This is a genomic window from Massilia sp. Masssp94 (assembly GCF_059491305.1).
In genome coordinates, this window is the sequence record NZ_CP168501.1 from 3,007,610 (window position 1) to 3,027,743 (window position 20,134).

A 20,134-nucleotide genomic window follows, 5' to 3' on the forward strand; every position below is an offset into this window, starting at 1 on the left:
TCCTCACATGCGGAACACGCCGAACTTCGTGTCCGGGATCGGCGCGTTCAGCCCGCTTGACAAGCCCAGGCCCAGCACCATGCGCGTATCGGCCGGGTCGATCACGCCGTCGTCCCACAGGCGCGCGGTGGCGTAATACGGGTGGCCCTGGTGCTCGTACTGTTCCTTGATCGGCTGCTTGAACGCGGCTTCCTCGTCCGCACTCCACTGCCCGCCGCGGGCCTCGATGCCGTCGCGCTTGACGGTCGCCAGCACCGACGCCGCCTGGTCGCCGCCCATCACGGAGATGCGCGCATTGGGCCACATCCACAGGAAGCGCGGCGAGAACGCGCGGCCGCACATGCCGTAGTTGCCGGCGCCGAACGAGCCGCCGATGATCACGGTGAACTTGGGCACCGACGCCGTCGCGACCGCGGTGACCATCTTCGCGCCGTTGCGGGCAATGCCTTCGTTTTCGTATTTGCGACCGACCATGAAGCCGGTGATGTTCTGCAGGAAGACGAGCGGGATTTTTCTCTGGCAGCACAGCTCGATGAAGTGCGTGCCCTTCAGTGCGGATTCCGAGAACAGGATGCCGTTGTTGGCGATGATCCCGACTTTCATGCCGAAGATGTGGGCGAAGCCGCAGACGAGCGTCGTCCCGTAGCGGGCCTTGAATTCGTCGAACTCGCTGCCGTCCACGATGCGCGCGATGACTTCGCGTACGTCGAACGGTTTACGGGTGTCGACAGGAATGACGCCGTACAGCTCTTCCGGCGCGTACTTGGGCTCCACCGCTTCGCGTAGCGCGCCCTGCTGGGGCTTGGTGCGGTTCAGGTTCGAGACGATGGTTCGCGCGAGCGCCAGCGCGTGCGTGTCGTCCTGCGCCAGGTGGTCGGCCACGCCGGACAAACGCGTGTGCACGTCGCCGCCGCCGAGGTCCTCGGCCGTGACGACTTCGCCCGTCGCCGCCTTCACGAGCGGGGGGCCGCCCAGGAAGATCGTGCCCTGTTCCTTGACGATGATGGATTCGTCGCTCATCGCCGGCACGTACGCGCCGCCCGCCGTGCAGGAGCCCATCACGACGGCGATCTGCGGGATGCCTTTCGCGGACAGGTTGGCCTGGTTATAGAAGATGCGGCCGAAGTGGTCGCGGTCGGGGAACACGTCGTCCTGGTTCGGCAGGTTGGCGCCGCCCGAGTCGACGAGGTAGATGCAGGGCAGGTTGTTCTGCTCCGCGATCTCCTGCGCGCGCAGGTGTTTTTTGACCGTCATCGGGTAGTACGTGCCGCCCTTGACGGTGGCGTCGTTACAGACGATCACGCATTCCTGGCCTGCCACGCGGCCGATGCCCGTGATGATGCCGGCGGCGGGCGCCGCATCGTCGTACATTGCGTAGGCGGCCATCTGGGAGAATTCGAGGAACGGCGTGCCCGGATCGAGCAGCATCTGCACGCGCTCGCGCGGCAGCAGCTTGCCGCGCGCGACATGCTTGGCACACGCGGCTTCGCCGCCCCCCTTGGCGACCTGCGCCACCTTGGCGCGCAAGTCGTCGACGAGGGTTTGCATGGCGGCGGCGTTGGCTTTGAAATCTTCGCTGCGCGGGTTGAGTTTCGTGTCGATCTGGGGCATCGGATCCTGTCTCCTGCTGTTCGCGGCTTGTGGCGCGGTTTTATTCAGGGAAACTGCCGTCCACATAGAACCACCGCATCTTGCCACCCACGGCAGGGTCCGGCTCGCGCAGGAACCGGCTGACTTCGTGCAACCGGTGGGCGCGGCCGTGGACCTTGAAGCGGGCGACGAATTCGACGGTGTCTTCGTTGGGTTGTTCCGGCAGGTCTGCTTTACGTTGACGTAAACGTAAAGCAGATTTTATCTCAAGTCCGAGCCACTGCACCTTCTGGTTTTGGTCGATGATGGGTTCCGCCGGCAACGTGCTGGGGTGCCAGGTCGCGCGCAGGTAGGCTTCGTCCCGCATGACGAAGGCCGTGTAGCGGGAACGCATCAATGCCTCGGCCGTCGGCGGCAGTTCCGCGCCGGCGATGAAGGGGCCGCAGCAGCGCATGATCGACGGGCCGCCGCAAGGACAGGGGAGAGGCTTCGCAGGAGTAGGCATGGCGGCAATTATCCGCCATTTCCGCGGGCTGGGTGAGCCACGCCTTTATGCGGGATAACAGCAGATGCGTGGGCGTTAAAGCATCTGTGCAGATCTTTTGCCGAAAATAAATGAACTGCTCATTAAATGGGCGGAGAAAAATTTTGTTTTTGGGTGCCCAGGATGGCTGTTCCATAACATTTCCCTGCGATTGCGCCGGAAAGTGATGTAAGAATGGCACAACGTGGTCTAACGATTGTATATTTACAACGTTTTGCTACGCGAAGGAGACGGTCATGTCTGCAATCCACAGTCTTGTTCTTGCCGCTGCCCTGTCGAACGTGCTGGCCACGGCCGTGGCGACGGAAGTCACGGTCGAGAAGGACTTGCCGAAGCGTGCGAAGGCCCGGTTCTTCGAGCGCGTGCAGGCGGGGGAGCTGGCCGATGCGGTCGCGCACCGGGGGCAGCCGGTGGATGTCAAGCCGGGCCAATACCATTTGCGCGTGCCCTGCGACAGCATGAAGCCGGGGAGCTTTGCAGACATCACCGTCACGATCGATGACAACAGCAGGACGCGGTTGAGGCTGGAGGAGTGCGGGGTGCAGGTCGACAGTCATTGAGCAATGCTCGAAGACTAAGCTGAGTAAGTCGGCCATGTTTTTACATTAAGTTTACGGTGATCTCCCGTATAGTTTGTTCGGCGAGCGAATTAATTAAATCGCGATTTTGGATCCGATGCGCGACACCGCCGGCGCACCTCGGCTTTTTTGGTTTGACTAACGTTAATCATATGAACCGTTTCCTTGGTTTCGCGGCACTGACTGGGTTCGTGCTGGCTGCCGCTACGCATGTGTTTGCCTTGGCAGGCGTCGACGTGGCGGAGCATTTCCCGTCTGTCTGGCTCCTGCATGTCGGAATATTCGTCGTCTTCGTCCCGTTCGTTTTCTCCAGCCGGAAGGTACTTGGCACGCGCCCTTCGCTTGCGGACATGCGAGCGTTGGTTCCCGGTTGGGTCTTTTTCGCCGGCGCGGCCGTTTGGCTCTATATGATGATCAACTTCGCGCTGTTCGCCGCCGCAACACAAGGCGGTAATCCGGCCGTGGAAGCGGGCAAGTACGTGCTGAAAAACCATGGACGGCTCATTCGAGAACTCAGCGGTGCGGAGTACGAGGCGCTGCGGGCGAATGAATTGCGCGGTTTCTCCGGGCACTGGTTATTGTTCTATTTCGTGCCGTTCGCATACTTCCTGTTTGCGAAAAGACCAGGTTCCTCCAATCCGTCACCGACGTCTGTGTGACACTCCGTGATTTTGTCGGCTGAACAAGTTGCTATGCTGGTCCATGGTCGGGTTCGACACGTGCCGACCGGGGATATCGACAAAAACAAACTGAAATCCAAAACATATTTCATGAAACAATCATTAATTCGCAGAGCATTATTCATCGTGTCGTTGCTGCTCATTTCCTCAAGTGCGACGGCTCGAGAACTTCCCGGCAAGCGCGACTCGCTGCACTCGGTCGTCCTGAATGAAGACAGGGTGATCCAGGTGCTCCTGCCTGAAAACTTCAACCCGGCATCGGGACAAAAATACGATGTGCTATATATCCTGGATGGTGATGGCAACTTGAACACTATCTCGGATATCCAGCAGTTTGCGCAGAACGAGTCTTACATGCCTCCCGTCATCATGGTGGCCGTGTTTAATACCAATCGTGACCGCGACATGACGCCGACCCATGTCGAGCAGATGGCCAGCTCGGGCGGGGCGGACAAGTTCCTGTCTTTTTTGAAGAACGAACTGCTCCCCTATATCAATAAAACCTACCCTGTCAGCGGCAACAATATATTGTATGGACACTCGCTGACCGGCCTGTTTTCCGTTTATGCATTTCTCGCCGAGCCACAGCTCTTCAATTATTACCTGGCCGTCGACCCAAGCCTTTGGTGGGATAGCAATTACATCAACAAAATTGCAGGCGACAAGTTGAATGCCTCGCCGGGTAAAGGCAAATCCCTGTTCATTACCGGGCGCGACGACGCGGGACTCAAGCAGATGGGAATTGCCGACATCGACACTCTTTTGAAGGAGAAGGCGCCCAAGGATTTAAACTGGAAAATCGTCGGCTACCCGGATGAGCACCATGGCTCGCTGCGGCTGAAAAGTGTCTACGATGGACTGAAATTCTTCTACAGCGGCTATGGCACACCGGCTGTCGTATTTCACCCGATGAACGGCATCGTCCTGAAGGACACGCCCTATAAAGTCTATTATTTTGGACAATCGCAAGTGCGCTACACGCTCGACGGGAGCGAACCGACATCGTCATCCACGAAAATGTTGCTTCATAATAGCCTGGTGAATGATGCCAAGTTGACCGCCAAGGATCTGGATCGTACCGACCGGTTCAACAAGACAACGGTCGGCGAATTCAGGATCGGGAATGCGCTGCCGGCAGTTGCAAAGCCGAGCAACATCACGCCGGGCGGCCTCAATTATTCCTATTATGAAGGATGGTGGAGCGCGTTGCCGGACTTCCGCAAAATGAAACCCGTTCGTTCTGGAATCGCCAGCAAAGAGTTCAACGTCAACAATATGCCCCGTTCGAGCGATTTCGCGACGCTATTGGAAGGCTACATCGAGATTCAAAAGGACGGGCAATATATCTTCGTCCTGGACTCGGATGACGGATCCAGGTTATTCCTTGGAGACCACCTACTGATCGATTACGACGGCACCCACGGTGGTGGGAAGCCGAAAACCTATTTGGTTCCTCTGGCAAAAGGCTTCTATCCCGTCCGGCTGGAGTATTTCCAGCAAGGTGGAGGCGCTCATCTCTCGCTGCACTATGTATTGCCCGGCGAGGAACAGCCGCAGCCCATTCCGCTTGAGCTTCAATACAGCAAGCACTGATATGAGGGCAGCCTACCCGGGCGGGGGCTGCTCGGCCCCCGAATCTCAACCAAGCATCAACCCATCCAACCCAAACGGCGGCGCCTTCCCGCGCATGAGATCCGCCAGCAAACTCGCCGTCCCACAAGCAAACGTGAACCCAAGTGGCCCGTGCCCCACGTTCAGCCATAGGTTCGAATACGGGGTGGCCCCGATGATCGGCGCACTGTTCGGCGTCGCCGGCCGCAGCCCGGCCCACGGCGTGATCCGCGTATAGTCCGCCGCACGCGGCATCGTTTCCTTCACCTGGCGCGTGAGACTGTCCAGCCGATGAGCGTTCAGGCTCAGGTCTTCGCCGACCATGTCGACCATCGCCGCCACCCGAAGTTTGTCGCCAATGCGCGCATACAGCACCTTGCGTTCGAAGTCGGTGACGCTGATCTCGGGCGCCACGTCGTCCTGGCGGATGGGCGCCGTCAGGCTGTAGCCCTTCAGCGGGTAGATCGGCAACGACAGACCCGCCGATTCCCCAAGCATGCGGCTCTGCATGCCGGCCGCCAGCACATACGCGTCGGCCGACAGGACGCCGGCCGACGTCTGCACGCCGGTGATCCGGCCGCCGCCAGTGACGAAGCGCAAAGCCTCGCCATGCACGAAGCCCGAGAAGCGCGGATGTGCGCCGATGCGTTCAGCCAGCGCCACGCAGAACGCGTAGCAGTCGGCCACCGCTTCGCCACTGTTGTAGATGCCGCCGGCGAGCTTGTTTTCCATTGCGGCCAGCGCGGGTTCGTGCGCCACGCATTCGGAAGCATCCCACACGGCGCCGGCATTCGGCTTCGCGGCGGCCGCGTCGAAAACGGCGCGCGTGCGGTAGACGACCAGCTTGCCCGCGTCGCGCCATTCGAATGCGTCCAGCGGCACGACGGGTTCCAGAGATGCCATCGCGCGGCGCGACAGCTCGCCCAGTTGCAGCAGTTTGTTCGTCGTCTTGCGGTTCAGGTCGGCGCGGCAGTTGGCGAGGAAGGCGGCCAGCCAGCGCCACTGGTGCGCGTCGAATTGCGGGCGGAAGCGCAGCGGGCCATGTTCCTGGAACAGCCACTTCAGGGCCTTCAGCGGCACGCCAGCGTCCGCCAGCGGCGACACGTAGCGGTAGCTCAGTTGCCCGCCATTGCTGTAGCTCGTGCCGGTGCCCACGCCCGGTGCGCGTTCCAGCAGCGTGACCCGGTAGCCGGCTTCGAGAAGCCACCACGCCGAGGTCAGGCCGACGACGCCGCCGCCGATGACGATTACTTGTTGCATCCGTGCACGCTTTTGATCATGGACATGCGAAGAAGCTTAGGGGCTGGCCCTGCGCTCGGCTAATGAATGTAGAGCGGCCGGGCATAACCGGGGTTCATGTTATGGCGTGTTGATATAACGCCGTCAGGATGCGCTCCTGGAACCGCGCCAGCGACGAATACTTGCCCTTGTTGGTGGGCGCGAACGGATCCGTCGACGTGCCGCCCACCAGCACGATCATCCCGTTCCGGCGCTCCGGATCGAACGCGAACACCGACATCAGCCCGTACGCATCGCCCAGGTGCCCGACGGCCGGAAAACCGCCGCCCTCGACCAGCCGGCTCCCCGTTTCGTCCGGGAACTGTTCATTGCCGAGCCCCCAGCAGTGAAACAGCCCCTCCGACGTGTCGCCATTGCGGCCGTCATACGTCCATTGGCGGCTGAACATCAGCGACAGCGTGGCCGGCTTCAACAGCTGCGGCCCTTGCCCCATCAGCATGCGCATCACGACCCCCATGTCGCGCGCGCTGATGCGCAGGCCGCCCGTCGGACTGAACGGCGTGGCATTCGTACCGATGACATAACGGTCGATGGCAACAGGCGGTTTGACGCTGTAGTCGTCGGCCTGGGCGATCCACGGGCCGGCCGGACCCCACACCTCCGTGTCGACCGTGCGCTTGCGGTACAGCGTCGCCAGATTGGCCAGCGCATTTGGCGGAAGTTCTGAGGGGAGATAGCCCGCCTGCAAGCCCAGCGGCTCGATCAGCAGGCGCCGCATCAGGCGATCGAAGCGTTCGCCGGTCACGCGTTCCATCACCGTACCGATCACGCCCCACCCGAGGTTGCAGTACGTGAAGTAGGCGCCCGGACCCGCGTTGGCCGCGAACATCCGGGCGTCGATGACATCCTTCAGCGCGACGTCCGCACCCCACGAATAGCCGGCATCGTCGCGCAGCGAAGACGTGTGCGTCAGCAGGTGGCGCAGGGAAATTAACTGGTCAGGGAAATGCGGATTGCGCAACGTAAAGCCGAGGTAGCCGGAAACGTCGGCGTCGAGGTCGACCTTGCCGCTTTCATACAGACGCATCAGCCCGAGCGTCGTCATCATCTTCGAGATCGACGCAATGCGGAACAGCGTATCCGGCCCGACGGGCTTGTCCGGCAGACCATCGTGTCCGATGAAGCGTCGGCCGAATTGATACGAATAGCTGACCTGCCCGGCACGGACCGTCAGCACTGACAGGCTCGCCAGCTCGCAGGCCGGATCCGCGGCGATGGCGGCGAGTTCCCTGTCCAGCCGGCGGGGCGGCGCGGCCAGCAACGGTCCGGCCGCCCCCAGTAACGCCATGCCCAGCATATTCCGTCGCGCTCTGTTCATCGTCATCCCCATATGATGGCCATGCAGGCGAGAATACGGACTCGGCCCGCGCCGGGCAAATACAGCGATGTCAATCCCGCATAACTTTTCGGAATGACAACGGCCGATCCTTTCATGACAGCCCCGGCGGCATCGGTATTACACTGGTCATGTCCGCACATCCAGGTCGAACAACAACGCGATGCTGAACACCGAAACCCCCGCCCCGCAACACGCGTCCCTCGATCAATATCCCACCGCCGAGCTGGTCAACGTGCTCGTCGACGACCAGTTCACGGCCGTCGAGGCCGTGCGTGCCGCCGCGCCGCGCATTGCCGCGGCCGTCACCGCCGCGCTGCCCCGGATGGAGCGGGGCGGGCGCCTCGTCTACGTGGGTGCCGGGACGTCCGGCCGGCTGGGCGTGCTGGACAGCGTCGAGCTGTACCCGACCTTCTCCTGGCCGCACGACCGGGCCGTCGCGCTGCTGGCCGGCGGGACGGATGCGATGTTCGTCGCCGTCGAAGGTGCCGAGGACGATGTGGACCAGGGCGCGGCCGATATCCGCAACGCGAACGTGGGGCCGGACGACGTCGTGCTGGCCGTCGCCGCATCGGGCGCGACGCCCTATGTGCTGGGCGCCCTGCGCGCCGCGCGGGCGGCCGGGGCGCTGACGATCGGTTTTGCGAACAATCCGGAGGCGCCCGTCACTGGCGAAGCCGAGATCGGCGTCACCCTGGACACGGGCCCGGAAGCCATCTCCGGCAGCACGCGTTTAAAAGCGGGCACGTCGCAGAAGATCGCGCTGAACACCTTCTCCAGCGCTTTGATGGTGCGTTTGAACAAGGTTTATGGCAACCTGATGGTAGACTTGAAGGCGACCAATGCCAAGCTGGTCCGCCGTGCCATCCGCCTGACGTCGTTCGCGACCGGGGCGGACGAGGCGGCGGCCCGCGTGGTACTGGCGCAGTGCGACTTCCATGTCAAGGTCGCGATCGTGGCCTTGTCCAAGAACATCCCTGTCGAGCAGGCGCGTGCCCTGCTGGAGAGCGCACGCGGCAGCGTGCGCGCCGCCCTGGCCGGCTGACGCGGCGCGGGCCCCAGCAACGCCCGCCGGCCGACGACGAAAGAACATGCAGACTACGCAATCCAAGAACCCGTGGCTGTGGGTGCCCTCGTTGTATTTCGGCCAGGCCATCCCCTACATCGTCGCCAACAGCCTGTCCGTCATCATGTACAAGGACATGGGGCTGTCCAACACCGACATCGCCTTTTATACGAGCCTGCTGTACCTGCCCTGGGTGATCAAGCCGCTGTGGTCGCCGGTGGTCGACCTGTTCGGCACCAAGCGCGGCTGGACGGTGTCTCTGCAACTGGTGCTGGCCGCCGCGTTGGGGGCCGTCGGCGGGACACTCCACTTGCCGTCGTTCTTCATGATCAGCCTGGCGGTCATGTGGGTGATGGCCTTCGCGTCCGCCACGCACGACATTTCCGCCGACGGCTTTTATATGCTGGGCCTGCGCCAGCAGCAGCAGGCCGCCTATGTCGGCGTGCGCTCGACGTTTTATCGGCTTGCGACACTGGCCGCGCAGGGACCGCTCGTGATCCTGGCCGGCCATCTCTCGACATCGTTGGGCGACGTGCACCAGGCGTGGAGCATCGTGTTCTTCGTGCTGTGCGGGCTGTTCTTCGCCTTGTGCGCGTGGCACCAGGCCGTGCTGCCGCGACCCGACACCGACCACCGGGCGACCGAGGGCAAGGAGGGAATCACTAAGCCCCTTGCCAGCTTCTTCGCCACCTTCGCCAGCTTTTTCCGCAAGCGCGACATCTGGCTGATCCTCGGTTTTATTCTGACGTTCCGCCTGGGCGAGTCGCAGCTGTTGAAACTCGTCGCGCCATTCCTGAAAGACCCGGTCAGCGCGGGCGGCCTGGGTCTCACGACCGAGCAGTACGGCACCGCCTACGGCACCATCGGCATCATCGCGCTGACCATCGGCGGCCTGTTCGGCGGTTACCTGATCTCGCGCCTGGGCCTGAAACGCTGCCTGTGGCTGATGGTCTTGGCCGTGCACTTGCCCGACCTTGTGTTCGTGTACCTGTCGTCCGCGCAGCCGCAGAATTTCGGCGTCATCTGCGGCTTCCTCGCGATCGAGCAGTTCGGCTATGGTTTCGGTTTCACCGCCATGCTGATGTACATGATCATGGTGTCGGAAGGCCCGTACAAGACGGCCCATTACGCGATCTGCACGGGCCTGATGGCACTCGGCATGATGGTGCCCGGCATGTGGAGCGGCAAGCTGCAGGAGATGATCGGCTACCAGCATTTCTTCGTCTGGACGTGCCTCGCGACGATCCCCGCCTTCGCGATGGCGGCCCTCGTCAAGATCGATCCGGAGTTCGGGAAGAAGTGAACAATAACCGCCTCGTGTCGCTCGACGCCTTCCGCGGTTTTACCATTGCCGCGATGGTGCTGGTCAATAACCCGGGCGACTGGGGCCATCTGTACGGACCGCTGGAACACGCGAAATGGAACGGCTGGACTTTTACGGACTGCATCTTCCCGTTCTTCCTGTTCATCGGCGGCGTGGCGATGGCCCTGTCGCTGGGCCGCCTGGCAGCAGCCGGTGCCGACAGGCCCCGTTTGCTCGCCAAGCTGGCGAAGCGCGCGCTGCTGATCTTCCTGATCGGCTTCCTGCTGAACTTCATGCCGTATTTCAATATCGACAAAGTGCGCATCCCCGGCGTGTTGCAGCGGATTGCGCTGTGCACGTTGCTGGCCGCGCCCATCGTCGTGTATTGCGGCTGGCGCGCGCAACTGGCCATCATCGCGGGCGTGCTGGCGCTGTACAGCGTGCTGATGCTGTACGTGCCCGTGCCCGGCATCGGCGCCGGCGTGCTGGAGCCCGGGCAGGACTTCGGCGCGTGGGTCGACCGCACGCTGCTGGGCAATCACCTGTGGGTGCAAGCTAAGACGTGGGATCCGGAAGGCATCGTGTCCACGTTGCCCGCGCTGTGCAGCCAGCTGTTCGGCGTGCTGGCCGGCCGCTGGCTCGCGTCGAGCGTGGACCGCACGCGGCAGGTGGTGGGACTGGTGGTCGCCGGCATCGCGTGCGTCGCGATTGGGATGTTTCTCGGTATCATTCTCATGCCGATCAACAAGAGCCTGTGGACACCGTCGTACTGCTTCCTGATGACCGGCCTGGCCTGCCTGGCATTTTCCGCATTCTATTGGCCGCTGGACGTGAGCCCCTCTTCCCGTGTACGTACGCTGGCGGCGCGCTGGACTCTTCCGTTCATCATCTACGGCATGAACGCACTGTTCATCTTTGCGTTTTCCGGATTTGTCGCGAAAATGCTGGGCTATGTAAAATTCGCGCAGCCGGACGGCAGCCAGCACACGCTGGGGCAGGTGTTGTACGCGCCGATCGCCGCGTTGCCGGTCGGTGCCGTCAATACGTCGCTGCTGCATGCCGTGTTGTTCGATGCGTGCATGTTCCTCGTCGCGTGGGGCATGTGGCGCAAACGGTGGTTCGTCAAAGTCTAGGAGTTGGTGTTGCAACCTGATCAAAAACGACGCGCATTCGCGTTCGCGGGAGTCGCCGGTGCGCTGGCGATGGGCGGCCTCATGTCGGGCTGCAGTTCGACGCCTCCGCTGGTGAGCAACGTCCCCGCCGGCGACGAGCCGCCGCCCGCCCCGCGTGAATTCCGGGCCGCCTGGGTGTCGACCGTCGCCAACATCGACTGGCCCAGCAAGCCGAACCTCTCCGCCGACAAGCAGCAGGCCGAAGCCATCGCCATCCTCGACCGCGCCAAGGCGCTGAACCTGAATGCCATCGTGCTGCAGGTGCGCCCATCCGCGGACGCCATCTATCCGTCCAAGCTGGAACCGTGGTCGGAATACCTGACGGGCCTGCAGGGCCAGGCGCCGCAGCCATGGTACGACCCGCTGAAATTCTGGGTCACGCAGGCGCACGCGCGCGGGCTCGAGCTGCACGCGTGGTTCAACCCGTACCGCGCCCGCCACAACGGCGCCCGCTCGCCGGCCGCGCCGAACCACATCACGCGCACGCATCCGGCCGCCGTCAAGACCTACGGCAAATACCAGTGGATGGACCCGGGCGAGGAAGCCGCCGTCAAGCAGACGCTGGACGTCGTGCTGGACGTCGTGCGCCGCTACGACATCGACGGCGTCCACATCGACGATTATTTTTATCCGTACCCGATCGAGGCCCCGACGGCGACCGGTGCGGAAGGCGCGGCGCTGGAAGGCCGCACCGCGAAGGCCGAGCTGGATTTTCCCGACGAACCCGCGTGGCAGCGCTACGTGGCCGGCGGCGGGCGGCTCGATCGCGCGTCGTGGCGGCGCCAGAACGTCAACCGCCTGATCGAAGCGATGTACGAGGGCATCCACCGCGAGAAGAGCTGGGTGCGCTTCGGCATCAGCCCGTTCGGCCTGGGCCGGCCGGACCGCCGCCCGCGCGGCATCGTCGGCTTTTCGCAGTACGACAAGTTGTATGCGGACGCCGAGACGTGGCTTCAAAATGGCTGGCTCGATTATTTCTCGCCGCAGTTGTACTGGGGCATCCGCCAGCCGGGCCAGGCGTACGACGTGCTGCTCGATTACTGGCTGACGCAGAACCCGAAAGGCCGCCACGTGTGGCCGGGCCTGTTCACGAGCCGCGTCGGCGCGCCGACGAAGGAGTATCCGCCGCAGGAAATCCTCGACCAGATCGACCACACGCGGGCGCGTCCGAACGCGAACGGCCACGTGCACTTCAGCATGGCGCCGCTGATGGAAAACCGCAAGGGCATCAGCGACCAGCTGCGCACCGTGTCGTATCCCGGGCCCGCACTCGTGCCCGCGACGCCGTGGCTCGGCAACGAAGGGCCCGGCGCGCCGTCCGTCGCGGCCGTGCGCAAGGGGCCGTCCGTGTATTTGAAACTCGCGGCCGGCAAGGCCAATGCGATGTACGCGATCTGGTCGCGCTTCGGCAACCAGTGGCGTTTCGCCGTGGCGCCCGCATCGCGCGTGGACTGGGCCGTGCCCGACGATGCGAAGCTGGGCGCGGCGGATGCCATCGTCGTCAGTGCCGTCGACCGTCTCGGCAACGAAAGCCCCAGAATCGAAGCGTGGCGCAAGGCATAACCTTGGGTCATGCATTGCACGCCACCATTCATTCGCCCGATGAGCGCCTGACGGCGTACACTGGCGGATGATCATGATCGATTCGCAACCCGAACCTATACCGCCGAGTCCGAGTCTCGCTGGCAGCCTGGGACTCGGCATCGACGCCGGCGGCACCGAGACGCGCTGGGCCCTTGCCGCGCCCGGCGGCGCCATCGTGGCCGAGGGCCGCGTCGCCGGCCTGTCGGCCCTGCAGATGGGTACGCCGCACGGCCGCGACACGGTCCGCGCCACCTTCGCCGAACTGGCGACGCGAGCCCTCGTGCACGGCGTGCCGGGCCGGGTGGAAGCGGGCCTGACGGGCTTCGGCGGCGACAGCGAACTGCTGCAGCGCTGGCTCGCGGAAGAACTGCATCTCGACCCGGGCCGCATCCACTTCTGCAGCGACATGGAAATCGCCTATCGCGCCAGCTTCGCGCCGGGTGAAGGCTATCTCGTGTACGCGGGCACGGGCTCCATCGGCGCCTTCGTCGACGCGCACGGCCAGTTCCACCGCGCGGGCGGACGCGGCGTCGTGCTGGACGATGGCGGCGGCGGCTTCTGGATCGCGAAGGAAGCGCTGCGCCACATCTGGCGCCTCGAAGACGAGCGGCCCGGCAGCTGGGAACAATCGCCGCTGGCGCAAGCCGTGTTCGACTACGTCGGCGGCGCCGACTGGGCATATTCGCGCCAGTTCATCTATGGCCAGGAACGGGGCGCCGTCGGCAAGCTGGCGCTCGCGGTGGCCGCGACGGCCGATAAGGATCCCGTCGCAGCCGACGTCCTGCGCGCGGCCGGCCGCGAACTCGCGCGCCTCGCGCTGGCGCTGACGGGGCGCTTCGGACCGCGTCCCGTCGCCGTGTCCGGGCGGGCGGCGGAACTGCATCCGCTGATCGTCGACACGATGCGGACAAGCGTGCCCGGCATTGCGCTGACCCAGACACCGGGCCACGCCCATCACGCGGCGGCGCGCATGGCGCTCGCCGCCGATTCATCCAACTCTACGACATCGACATGAAGACACTCGTCGCGACCCTGCTCCTCGCCCTGCTCGCCGGCTGCGCCACGCCGCCGCCCACCGGACCGCAATACGACCACACGTACACGGCCAAGGGGCAGGCCAGCCGCGTACGTTTCCTCGTGCTGCATTACACCGCCCAGAACTTCCCGGAGTCGCTCAGGATCCTGACCCAGCAGGAGGTCAGCGCCCATTACCTCGTGACCGCCGACCCTGTCCCCGTCATCTACAACCTCGTCGACGAAAAGAACGCGGCCTGGCATGCGGGTAACTCGAGCTGGAAGAATTTCACGCAGCTGAACAACAGCTCGATCGGCATCGAGATCGTCAACCTTGGCTGGAAAGATACGCCGAACGGCCGCGTCTACGCGCCGTTCCCGCAAGCGCAGATCGACGCGCTGATCCCGCTCGTGCGCGACATCGTCACGCGCCACCACATCGCACCGGAAAACGTGCTGGGCCACTCCGACATCGCCCCGCTGCGCAAGCAGGACCCGGGCCCGATGTTCCCCTGGCGCCAGCTTGCGGCCGCGGGCCTCGTCGCGTGGCCGGATGCGAACCGCGTCGCGATGCTCGTGCCGATCTTCCAGGTCCAGCTGCCGGACATCGCGTGGTACCAGAAGAAACTGGCGACGTGGGGCTATGGCCTCGTCCAGTCGGGCGTGCTCGACGAGCAGACGCGCACCGTACTGTCGGCATTCCAGATGAAATACCGTCCGGCCAACATCGACGGCAATCCGGACGTCGAGACGGCCGCGCTGCTGGAAGCGCTGACGAATCCGACCGGTCCGCTGCCGCAGCCGCTGCCGGCGCCGGTGATCACGGCGCCTGTCATCATTCCGGGCGAGACGCCGGTGCCGCCGCAGCCTCCTGTCCCGCCGGTGCCGCCTGCACCGCCTGAGCCGCCGCAGCCGCCGGTGCCGCCGGTGCCGCCGGCGCCGCCGGTCCCCGTGCAGCAGTGACCGGGAACTGAGCGATGCGCCTGCGCCATATCGAAGTCTTCCACGCCATCATGCAGGTCGGCACCATCAGCGGCGCCGCGCAGGTCCTGCACATTTCGCAGCCGGCCGTGACGAAAGTCCTGCAGCACGCCGAACTGCAACTGGGCATGCCGCTGTTCGAGCGCGTGCGCGGCAAGCTGATCCCGAAGCCTGAAGCGCACCGCCTGTTCGCCGAGACGGAAAAGCTCAATCGCGACCTGCAGGGCATCCGCCGCCTGGCCGCGAGCCTGAAAAATCGCGCCGAGGAAACCGTGCGGCTCGTCTCCACGCCGACCATCGCCGTCTCCGTGCTGCCCGCCGCGCTGACCGTGTGGCGCCGCGACTTCGCGCAGACCCGCTGCGAGCTCGCCACGTTCCACACGAACGAGATCGTGAACGCGTTGCGCCTCGGCGAGGCCGACCTGGCGCTGTCGCTGCAGGACCCGCGCCACCCCGGCATCGAAGCGGAGCCGATCGCGCAGGGCGCGCTGATGGTGATGGCGCCGGCCGGCACGTGGACCGACGCGGAGTGCGCGCAACCGATCACGCCGTCCGGCCTCAGCGGCGAGTTGATCGGCCTGGCCGACCGCGACCCGCTCGGCGAAATGGTCGTGGCCGCATGCGAGGCGCAGGACGTGCACCCGGTGTTTCGCACCGTCGTGCAGACGTACCAGATCGCGAGATCTCTCGTCGAGGCGGGTGCGGGCACGGCGGTGCTCGATCCGTTCACGGCCGCGTCCGCCGCGCCGGGCAAGGTGCAGTGCCGCCCGTGGGCGCCGACGATCCCCGTCCAGCTGTACCTGCTGACGGCCAGCCACGCGCCGCTGTCGCACGGCGCGCGTGAACTGGCCATGTGCATCGGCGCCACGGCGCGCAATTTGTTGGATCAAGGATGTGCATGAATACCATCGCCAGCGAGCACATCGCCGGCCACCCCGAGTTCCGCCACCTGTCGACCATCGCCGGCATCGCCGTCGACCTGCGCTACGCGACCCCGGACAATTTCGTCGGCCGCGATTTGTACTCTCCCTACGATTGCGCCTGGCTGCACCGCGACGCGGCGTTTGCGCTGGAGCGCGTCGTCGCGTGGCTGAAGGCCCGACGTCCCGGCTGCACGCCGCTCGTCCTCGATGCGCTGCGTCCGCAGCGCGTGCAGCAGCAACTGTGGGATGCGCTGGCCGGTACCGATCTGCAGATGTATCTCGCGCATCCGCAGCGGGGTTCGATCCACTCGTTCGGGATGGCGCTGGACATCACGATCCTCGATGAGCAGGGCCGCGAGCTCGACATGGGCACGGGCTTCGACGACATGACGGAACTGTCGCATCCCGCGCTGGAAGCCCGCTTTGTGGCCAGCGGTGAACTGTCGGCAGAGCAGGTGGCCAACCGGCAATTGCTGCGCGACGCCATGTGCCAGGCCGGTTTCGTCGGCATCAACACGGAGTGGTGGCATTTCGATTGCGGCGACCGCAACCTCGTGCGCCAGACTTTCCGCCGCGTGCTCTGACCCCGTCGCACGGTGCTGTCGCGCCACGCTGACGGCACCCGTGCACGCTTGAGCAAGCTCATTCTCCTGAATTTCTCCGCCGGGACAATCGGTCCACTGACCCACGCCCACGCGAAGGAGAAAGAGATGAAGAGCTCGTTGTTGTCCGGTTTTATCCTGCTGATCATGACCGCGCTGGCCGGTTGCAGCACCGACGCCGGCAGCCGGTTCGCCGCGCGCGACACGACGGTCGAGTACTACCGCGTATTCGACATCAAGACCGACGCCGCACGCGAGGCCGTGGCCGGGGCGGCCACCGCAGGCCTCAACCGCAATGTGAAGGAAGCCTCCGTCGCGACGCCAGCCGCCGAGGCCACCGAGCTGCCGGGCCACTTCAGGATGGCCGACCCGACGAGCGCCGCACCGGGTACCGCCGTCGACAAGAGCCCGAGCTGCGAAGGCGCCGCCTGGACCGCCAAGGCCGCCCCGCAAGTACGCGGCGGCGACAACATGAACATGGTCGCCTGCCTGTTCCCGTACAAGAACGGCTACCACCTCGACATGTACGCCGTGTTCACGAAGCCCGAAGGCGGCTGGCTGTCCTGGCCGCGCCGGGTCGGCGGCATGATGCTCGGCACACCGGAAAAATTCACCGAGACCACGATGCTGGACATCGTGCGCTCGATCCGCGCGAACACGAAGGCGCAGGTGTCGCTGGTGGAAGCGAAGCCCAATCTGCCGGGAACGCCGTGGCTGGAGGGGGGTGACGCGCCGCTCGCCGCAGCCGGACAGGTCAGCAAGCCGTAGGTGATACGCGACGGCGGCTTCGTCGAGACCGCGAGCGGCACCATTACGGTGTAGCGGTACCGTTCGCAATACCCGTCGCCGACGGTGTCCCATCCAGCCGCGCGACCCAATCGACGAGCGCATCGAGCACGGCCCGGCCGCGCCCGTTGCCGACCCGGTCGCTGTTGACGAAGGCGACGAGCACACACTGCCTGCCGTCCGCATCCGGCACGTAGCCGGCCAGCGCGACGACATTGGACAGCGTGCCGGTCTTCAGGCGCGCGCGGCTGGCGGCGGGGCTGTCGTGCAGGCGGCGGCGCATCGTGCCGTCCACGGCCGCGATCGGCATGCTGGCCTGGAGTTCCGGCGCCCAGTTGCTGCGCAGGCCCGCTTGCAGCAGGCCCGCCATCTGGATGGGCGTGATGCTTTCGATGCGCGACAGGCCGGAGCCGTTTTCCACGACGAAGCCGGTGTCGTCGATGCCGTGCGTGCGCATCCAGGCGCGCACGACGGCCTCGCTGCGGGCAAGCGTCGTCAGGGTCGTGCCGGATGTGTTGGGTTGCGGATGGCTGCCCAGCACGGGGTCCGGTTCGAGCGCGCCCAGGCTCAGGAAGAGCAGGCGGGCGAGCGTGTTGTCGGAGGGCTTGTTGATGTCGCGGATGACTTCCGGCAGCGGGCGCGACACGTGTTCGGCCAGCAGGCGCGCACCCGGCGGCGTGGCGCCCTCGACGGCCGTGCCCGTGATGGTGCCGCCCAGCGTCTTCCACTGGCGGCGCACGAGGCGGGCGACGTATTCCTGGCGGTCGATCACGTTGATCGACTCGCTGGCCACGCAGTTTTTCGGGAACGTGCCGTGCAGCACGACCTTGATGCCGCCGCCCGGACGCGGCACGGCTTCCGGCAGCTTCCACCCGTGTTCCCAGGTGGCGCAGTCGGCATCGATGAGCTTCATGTCCGTGTCGACGGTGACGCCGTCGAGCTCGGGCTGCATCGCGACGCGCACGCGCGTGGCCGGTTTGCCGTCCGGGCGCGGCGTCGAGCGGATGTCCAGTTGCAGCATGTTGCGGTTGACGAACAGCGCGTCCGGGATGGCGTTGTAATAGGCCTCCGGCGATTCGTCGAACGGCGGCACGCCGACGTCCGCGCGGGCCGGATTGAACAGCGTGCGGTCGACGACCAGGTTGCCGTCGATCCGGCGGATGCCCTGGTAGCGCAGGGCGCGCAGCATGGTCGTCAACGTCTCGGTGGACAGGTCGACGTCGGCGCCGCCGCGCAGCACGAGGTCGCCGCGCAGCACGCCGCCCTTGACCTCGCCCGTCGTGCGCATCTCGGTGCGGCCGCGGAACACGGGGCCCAGCTGCTCGAGGGCGACCAGGGTCGTGACGAGTTTCATCGTCGATGCAGGGTGCAGCGGATGGTCGGCCAGGTGGGACAGCACCGTCTTGTCGCCGCGCAGGACGAGCGCGCTCACGGCATCCTCGGGAATCCCCGCCGCGCGCAGGGCATCCGTGACGGGGATCGGCAGCGGCGTCGTCATCGACGCCGGCGGTGACGGTTGCAGCTGGGCCGCGGCCGGCATGCCGCTGCCCAGCAGCGCGGCGGAGAGAAGAGTCAGTGCGTGACGACGAAGCATGCCTGTCCTTTTTGTTGTTGCTATAGCCATTATCCGAAGAACACGTAAGCCACGGAGATGGCCGCGATGATGCCGGCAAAGTCGGCGATCAGCCCGCAGGAAATCGCATAGCGCGTCTTGCGCACGCCGACGGAGCCGAAGTACAGCGCGACGATGTAGAACGTGGTATCCGCCGAGCCCTGGAAAATGCACGCGAGGCGGCCGACGAACGAATCGACACCATACGTCTTCATGGCGTCGATCATCAGCGCGCGCGACCCGCTGCCGGAAAGCGGCTTCATCAGCGCGGTGGGCAGCGCGGGCGTGAACGCGGTGTCGAGGCCGGCCATGCGGATGAGCCATTCCAGGCCCTGCACGACGAAGCCGAGCACGCCGGCATTGCGGATCACGGAGATGGCGACGAGCATGCCGACGAGGTAGGGGATGATCGTGAGCGACGTCTGGATGCCGCCCTTGGCGCCTTCGATGAACGCCTCGTACACGTTCACGCGCCGAATCATCGCGCCGACGATGAACACGACGATGATGGAGAACAGGATCAAATTGCTCGCGACCTTGGAGACGGTCTCGATTTCCGGCTTGGTGAGGTATTGCGTGAAGTACCAGATCAGCGTGGCGATCGCGGCCGTCATGCCGCCCAGCCAGCCCAGCACGACGCCGTTCAGCAGGTTGATGCGCTGGCGGATCGACACGGCGATGATGCCGGCGACCGTGGCGACATAGGTCGCGATCATGCACGGGATAAAGATGTCGGACGGGTCTTTCGCGCCGAGGATCGCGCGCTGCGCCATGATCGCGAGCGGAATCAGGGTAAGGCCCGACGTGTGCAGCACGAGGAACATGATCTGTGCGTTGCTGGCCGTGTCCTTGTTCGGATTCAGCGTCTGCAGGCTTTCCATCGCCTTCAGGCCGAACGGCGTCGCGGCATTGTCCAGGCCCAGCAGGTTGGCGGAAAAATTCATCACCATGTGGCCCGTAGCCGGGTGGTCCTTCGGCACTTCCGGGAAGATGCGCGAAAAGAAGGGAGAAATCACTTTCGCCAGCCAGCCGACGGCGCCGGCCTTCTCGCCGATGTTCATGATGCCGAGCCACAGGGTCATCACGCCGGCCAGCGGCAGGGCGATGTCCATCACGCCCATTTTGGCCGCGTCGAAGGTGCCGTCGATGATGCGCTTGAAGATCTCGGTGTCTCCGAGGAAGATCCATTGGGCCAATGCCGCAACGAAGCCGACGAGGAAGAAGCCGATCCAGATGTAATTTAAAGCCATGGGTGTCGTAGTTTCGGCGGCTCATGCCGCCTGGGCTCGATTGTGCAGCGGAGAGTATAGGCGCTGAGCAAGCTGCACTGATGAAAGTATGGGCTAGGGATATGTAAAAAAGTTATGCGCCTCTGGAAAGCTTGGCGTTCTGTTATCGCGCTGCCGTATTGCCTGGGTCCAAAGCCTGAGCCTATGATACGCAACGCTTCCAG

The 20,134-nt window shown here is 64.6% G+C and carries 17 protein-coding genes and 1 pseudogene; 12 read left to right on the forward strand and 6 right to left on the reverse strand.

Annotated elements, in window-relative coordinates; genetic code table 11:
• Nucleotides 1-3: 3 nt before the first annotated feature.
• A complete protein-coding gene (locus ACEN9G_RS13370) occupies nucleotides 4-1,611 on the reverse strand; it encodes a carboxyl transferase domain-containing protein (protein WP_413338504.1) in 1,608 nt (535 codons plus the stop codon).
• Between the two features lie 40 nt (nucleotides 1,612-1,651).
• Nucleotides 1,652-2,095, reverse strand: coding sequence for a YchJ family protein (locus tag ACEN9G_RS13375; protein ID WP_413380990.1), 444 nt, complete (start codon nucleotides 2,093-2,095; stop codon nucleotides 1,652-1,654).
• A 275-nt stretch (nucleotides 2,096-2,370) separates the two neighbouring features.
• Here ACEN9G_RS13375 and ACEN9G_RS13380 point away from each other — a divergent pair, with 275 nt between their 5' ends.
• The 3 genes from ACEN9G_RS13380 to ACEN9G_RS13390 all read left to right on the forward strand — a co-directional run bounded on the left by ACEN9G_RS13380 (nucleotide 2,371) and on the right by ACEN9G_RS13390 (nucleotide 4,985).
• Nucleotides 2,371-2,694 carry a hypothetical protein gene (locus ACEN9G_RS13380; RefSeq protein WP_413338507.1) on the forward strand — a complete coding sequence of 108 codons (324 nt, stop codon included), beginning with the start codon at nucleotides 2,371-2,373 and terminating at the stop codon, nucleotides 2,692-2,694.
• Between the two features lie 170 nt (nucleotides 2,695-2,864).
• Nucleotides 2,865-3,371, forward strand: a complete 507-nt coding sequence (locus tag ACEN9G_RS13385) for a hypothetical protein (RefSeq protein ID WP_413338509.1) — start codon at nucleotides 2,865-2,867, stop codon at nucleotides 3,369-3,371.
• 6 nt (nucleotides 3,372-3,377) lie between these two features.
• Nucleotides 3,378-4,985: an alpha/beta hydrolase-fold protein gene (locus tag ACEN9G_RS13390; protein ID WP_483126703.1), complete on the forward strand. Its 1,608-nt coding sequence runs from the start codon at nucleotides 3,378-3,380 to the stop codon at nucleotides 4,983-4,985.
• Between the two features lie 45 nt (nucleotides 4,986-5,030).
• Here ACEN9G_RS13390 and ACEN9G_RS13395 read toward each other — a convergent pair whose 3' ends face one another.
• Both ACEN9G_RS13395 and ACEN9G_RS13400 read right to left on the reverse strand, forming a co-directional pair.
• The gene (locus tag ACEN9G_RS13395; protein ID WP_413338513.1) at nucleotides 5,031-6,263 is read right to left on the reverse strand and encodes a D-amino acid dehydrogenase; all 1,233 of its coding nucleotides are present in this window, start codon (nucleotides 6,261-6,263) and stop codon (nucleotides 5,031-5,033) included.
• Between the two features lie 94 nt (nucleotides 6,264-6,357).
• Nucleotides 6,358-7,620 carry a serine hydrolase domain-containing protein gene (locus tag ACEN9G_RS13400; RefSeq protein WP_413338515.1) on the reverse strand — a complete coding sequence of 421 codons (1,263 nt, stop codon included), beginning with the start codon at nucleotides 7,618-7,620 and terminating at the stop codon, nucleotides 6,358-6,360.
• A 181-nt stretch (nucleotides 7,621-7,801) separates the two neighbouring features.
• On the opposite strand from ACEN9G_RS13400, the gene murQ reads away from it, so the two are divergent.
• From murQ to ACEN9G_RS13445, 9 genes and pseudogenes are all read left to right on the forward strand, one after another.
• Nucleotides 7,802-8,683, forward strand: coding sequence for an N-acetylmuramic acid 6-phosphate etherase (gene murQ / locus ACEN9G_RS13405; protein WP_483126704.1), 882 nt, complete (start codon nucleotides 7,802-7,804; stop codon nucleotides 8,681-8,683).
• A gap of 46 nt (nucleotides 8,684-8,729) precedes the next feature.
• Complete coding sequence (locus ACEN9G_RS13410; RefSeq protein ID WP_413343690.1) at nucleotides 8,730-10,007, forward strand: MFS transporter; 1,278 nt, start codon at nucleotides 8,730-8,732, stop codon at nucleotides 10,005-10,007.
• The gene (locus ACEN9G_RS13415) at nucleotides 10,004-11,140 is read left to right on the forward strand and encodes an acyltransferase family protein (RefSeq protein ID WP_413343688.1); all 1,137 of its coding nucleotides are present in this window, start codon (nucleotides 10,004-10,006) and stop codon (nucleotides 11,138-11,140) included. The genes ACEN9G_RS13410 and ACEN9G_RS13415 overlap by 4 nt, the downstream gene beginning before the upstream one ends.
• 9 nt (nucleotides 11,141-11,149) lie before the next feature.
• Nucleotides 11,150-12,742, forward strand: a complete 1,593-nt coding sequence (locus tag ACEN9G_RS13420) for a glycoside hydrolase family 10-like protein (protein ID WP_413343686.1) — start codon at nucleotides 11,150-11,152, stop codon at nucleotides 12,740-12,742.
• Between the two features lie 73 nt (nucleotides 12,743-12,815).
• The gene (locus ACEN9G_RS13425; protein ID WP_483126705.1) at nucleotides 12,816-13,778 is read left to right on the forward strand and encodes an N-acetylglucosamine kinase; all 963 of its coding nucleotides are present in this window, start codon (nucleotides 12,816-12,818) and stop codon (nucleotides 13,776-13,778) included.
• Nucleotides 13,775-14,554: pseudogene (locus tag ACEN9G_RS13430) on the forward strand (N-acetylmuramoyl-L-alanine amidase); the annotation flags it as partial. The gene ACEN9G_RS13425 and the pseudogene ACEN9G_RS13430, both read left to right, overlap by 4 nt.
• 200 nt (nucleotides 14,555-14,754) lie before the next feature.
• Nucleotides 14,755-15,660 (forward strand): LysR family transcriptional regulator, encoded by a 906-nt coding sequence (locus ACEN9G_RS13435; RefSeq protein WP_413339378.1) that lies wholly within the window; start codon nucleotides 14,755-14,757, stop codon nucleotides 15,658-15,660.
• On the forward strand, nucleotides 15,657-16,265 hold the full coding sequence (locus ACEN9G_RS13440; protein ID WP_413339376.1) for a M15 family metallopeptidase: 609 nt from the start codon (nucleotides 15,657-15,659) through the stop codon (nucleotides 16,263-16,265). Before ACEN9G_RS13435 ends, ACEN9G_RS13440 begins: the two co-directional genes overlap by 4 nt.
• Nucleotides 16,266-16,391: 126 nt before the next feature.
• On the forward strand, nucleotides 16,392-17,051 hold the full coding sequence (locus ACEN9G_RS13445; protein ID WP_413339374.1) for a hypothetical protein: 660 nt from the start codon (nucleotides 16,392-16,394) through the stop codon (nucleotides 17,049-17,051).
• 43 nt (nucleotides 17,052-17,094) lie between these two features.
• Here the strand turns inward: ACEN9G_RS13445 and dacB are convergent, their stop codons facing one another.
• Complete coding sequence (gene dacB, locus ACEN9G_RS13450; RefSeq protein ID WP_483126706.1) at nucleotides 17,095-18,663, reverse strand: D-alanyl-D-alanine carboxypeptidase/D-alanyl-D-alanine endopeptidase; 1,569 nt, start codon at nucleotides 18,661-18,663, stop codon at nucleotides 17,095-17,097.
• 29 nt (nucleotides 18,664-18,692) lie between these two features.
• Nucleotides 18,693-19,931 carry a nucleoside recognition domain-containing protein gene (locus tag ACEN9G_RS13455; protein WP_056126046.1) on the reverse strand — a complete coding sequence of 413 codons (1,239 nt, stop codon included), beginning with the start codon at nucleotides 19,929-19,931 and terminating at the stop codon, nucleotides 18,693-18,695.
• Nucleotides 19,932-20,134: the final 203 nt, after the last annotated feature.